This window comes from Janthinobacterium sp. UMAB-60, from assembly GCF_900095235.1.
Taxonomy (GTDB): Bacteria; Pseudomonadota; Gammaproteobacteria; order Burkholderiales; family Burkholderiaceae_D; genus Janthinobacterium.
In genome coordinates this window covers 51,657-53,142 of the sequence record NZ_LT607505.1, presented here as the reverse complement: position 1 = coordinate 53,142, position 1,486 = coordinate 51,657, and the positions used below count along the sequence as shown (strand labels likewise).

General features: G+C 66.9%; 2 protein-coding genes and 1 pseudogene. 2 read left to right on the top strand and 1 reads right to left on the bottom strand.

The genetic code is table 11. The annotated features are described in order from the left end of the window. A pseudogene (locus K0F86_RS27795) lies at positions 1-138 on the top strand (LacI family transcriptional regulator); the annotation flags it as partial. A gap of 2 nt (positions 139-140) precedes the next feature. Here K0F86_RS27795 and K0F86_RS25895 read toward each other — a convergent pair. After that, positions 141-1,037: a LysR family transcriptional regulator gene (locus K0F86_RS25895; protein WP_257572374.1), complete on the bottom strand. Its 897-nt coding sequence runs from the start codon at positions 1,035-1,037 to the stop codon at positions 141-143. Between the two features lie 63 nt (positions 1,038-1,100). On the opposite strand from K0F86_RS25895, the gene K0F86_RS25890 reads away from it, so the two are divergent. Then, the coding region (locus tag K0F86_RS25890; RefSeq protein ID WP_219136995.1) for an MFS transporter at positions 1,101-1,486 on the top strand (386 nt) is incomplete at its 3' end.

Below are 1,486 nucleotides of genomic sequence, written 5' to 3'. Positions count from 1 at the left end.
CTCGTCTTCATCGAAGGCGAGACCCGCCACGTGCTGGACGCGGGCGACTGCCTGGAACTGGGCCCGCCGGCCGACTGCGTGTTCAGCAATGAAACGGCCACCGCTTGCACCTACGCCGTGGCCGTATTGAAGAACTGAGGCTAAGCCAGCGCTACAGCGCGCAGCTGGGCGATGAAGGCGCGTGCGGCGGGCGCCTGTTCGTGGCGGCGGAAGGCCACGGCGATTTCCGAGCTGATCTGCGGCCCTTGCAGCTCGCGGAACACCACGCCGGGCAATTGCACGCTGGCCATCACGGAATGGGGCACGATGGCGCAACCCACGCCCAGCGACACTTCCGTCAGCACGGCCACCAGGCTGCCGGGGCGCGACACCACCTGCGCCGCAAAGCCGCCGCGCCGGCTCACTTCCAAGGTTCCCAGTTCCTGTTCCGGCACGATGAATGCCTGCTGCGCCAGCGCGGCCGGCCCCGCTATTTGCTGCAGGGCGAGCGGACTGTCGGCCTGCACGGCCAGCACGAAGCGGTCACGCAGCAACACCACGCTGTCCAGTCCGTCCGGCAAGTGCAGGGGCGGGCGCACGAAGGCCAGGTCCACGCGGCCCTGGTCCAGCAAGCCGGGCAGGGCATCCATCGCGTATTCGCGCGCACTGATATGGATGCCGGGGTGGCTGGCGCGAAAGCGGGCAAACTGATCTTGCAGCACGCCGGAATACGCGGCCGAGGCCACGTAGCCGATTTCCAGCCGGCCCAGCTCGCCCCGTCCCGCCCGGCGCGCCACGTCCTGCGCCTGCGCCAGCTGCGCCAGCGCGCGCGTGGCCTCGATGACGAACAATTCTCCGGCCGCCGTCAGCGACACGGCGCGCTTGCTGCGCTGGAACAGCCGCGTGCCCAGCAACTGTTCCGTTTCCTGCACCTGCTTGGTCAGCGCGGGCGGCGAGATGCCCAGCTCGGCGGCCGCCCGCGCGAAGTGCAGGCTGTGCGCGACGGCCAGCACACAGCGGAAGTGCCGCAATTCCATGTCTTTGTCTGTATTCACCATGGGTAAATTATAAGGCGCTTGTCTTATAACAGGAAATAATACCAGCCTGCTTAAAATACAGGCATGAAAAATGCCAACTGGACCTTATATACCTGCTCGGGCGTGTGCGCGCTGATCATGCTCGACACCAACGTGGTGGCCGTCTCGCTGCCCTCGATCGCCCGCTCGCTCAACGCCAGCTTCGTCGACGTGGAATGGGTGGTCAGCGCCTACATGCTGGCGTTCGCCTCGTTCCTGTTGCCGGCCGGCAGCATCGCCGACCGCCTGGGACGGCGCAAGGTCATGCTGCATGGCCTGGCCGTGTTCGCGCTGGCGTCCCTGCTGTGCGGCCTGGCGTGGACGCCGTTCGTGCTCAACGTGGCGCGCGCCATCAAGGGACTCGGTGCCGCGCTGCTGCTGACGTCCGCGCTGGCCGTCATCGGCCACACGTTTCACGCGGAAAAGGAGCG

Coding starts and splice junctions, on each gene's coding strand:
- K0F86_RS25895 (WP_257572374.1), bottom strand. CDS start 1,037: ATGGTGAATACAGACAAAGACATGGAATTGCGGCACTTCCGCTGTGTG.